The organism is Kitasatospora sp. UYEF31 (genome assembly GCF_057291755.1).
Genome location: NZ_JBXAWK010000156.1, coordinates 1 through 1300, shown reverse-complemented (window position 1 = coordinate 1300; position 1300 = coordinate 1). Strand labels below are relative to the sequence as shown.

Below are 1300 nucleotides of genomic sequence, written 5' to 3'. Positions count from 1 at the left end.
CACACGTACTATGTGCTGGCGGGGGACACCCCGGTCCTGGTTCACAATTGTGGTCCTGGAGTTGCAACTGAAGACGATGCAATGCTCGCTCTCAACCGCGCGGAAGAGTTGCAGGCGTCCCGCAATGATTACTTCATGGCAGATGTGAAGGGCACTACGGCAGTAATTGGTGTCTTCAACTCTCAAACGAAGGCGTTCTCTACTCGCATCGGAATCAATGGAGGCGGCGCAATGCCTTCCGGATGGGCGCTTCGATCGGGAGAGGAATTCGTACAGGCCGCCGGGCATGCAGAAGAAGGGATCCTTAACAGCTTGGGACCGAATGAGCATGCCGTGTTCGGCGCAGCATCCCGAAACTTCTGCGTTGCCATCTGTTCGCCCATGCTGAACGTTCGTGGGGTAACGTTGGGCGGCGCAGGGATCCGCGGTCACGCTGCACAGAACTCCCCATTCACATTCTTCTGGGCTACTGGAGGCTAGAGGGACATGGAGATTCCGTCGGAACTTCAGGAAATTTCGAATGCTTCAGACTCTGAGCTGATGCTGATCTGTACCGCAGCCGCAGAGCGGGGAGCCGCCTTCTGTCGAGCCCTAGGGCCCTCGGAGTACCTGACCTGGGTCGATGCCTCGCTTGGGCTTGCTTGGGCGGCAGCTGCTGGCGAGTCGGTGCAGGACGAGTGCGCTGAGGCACTCGATGAACTGGAGATGGAATCTCAGGATGGTGAGGATGATTCCTCTCGTCCGGAGTTCTATGTGACTCAGGCAGTGGGATTGGTGGGAAATGCGCTTGCGGTTTCATTGAGACCTTCGGTCGCGAAGGTGGAGATGTCCGTGAACACCGTCAGGTCGCTACTCTCCATGCTCGATTTCAAGTTCGCGGGGGAGGGGCCTGTAATTGTGAAATACGGAGAAAGGCCACCTCCTCCAGGATTGCTAGTACAAAAGGAAATTGACGCCGAGCGCGAAGTTCTTGCCCTTTTGGCTCAGGGGGCCGGGGGTTCTGCGGCTACCCGTCCAGTGGTGACCCAAGTTCAGGCGTCAGCCAACGCATTTGCTGTGCGGCTGGTTCCCTCTATCGAAGAGTTTGCCGCACTTAGCAACTGGGAACTCTGACGGGTGCGCTGAACTGAAGAATCCGCGTTAGAAAACAAGTATGCATGACGCCATGAGGCCCTCCCTGGAATGGTTCCAGGGAGGGCCTCATGGCGTAAACATTCAGCGGGTTCACGTCGTGTGACGGTTCCGGGCATGGGGTGACGGCCGGTGACCGGTGGTCAGCGGCTGGTCGGGGTGCGGGACG

Annotated in this window: 2 protein-coding genes; both read left to right on the top strand. The window is 58.2% G+C overall.

Translation table 11 applies throughout. From position 1 onward, the window contains the following. Positions 1–480, top strand: a 480-nt coding sequence (locus tag AC0Z36_RS29685) for a hypothetical protein (protein ID WP_485466185.1), incomplete at its 5' end; no start/stop codon positions are given. A 6-nt stretch (positions 481–486) separates the two neighbouring features. Continuing rightward, on the top strand, positions 487–1113 hold the full coding sequence (locus AC0Z36_RS29680; RefSeq protein WP_485466184.1) for a hypothetical protein: 627 nt from the start codon (positions 487–489) through the stop codon (positions 1111–1113). The last annotated feature ends 187 nt before the right edge of the window (positions 1114–1300 follow it).

What these genes read in the sequence shown, in the direction of transcription:
- AC0Z36_RS29680 (WP_485466184.1), top strand. Translation starts at nt 487, where the DNA reads ATGGAGATTCCGTCGGAACTTCAGGAAATTTCGAATGCTTCAGACTCT.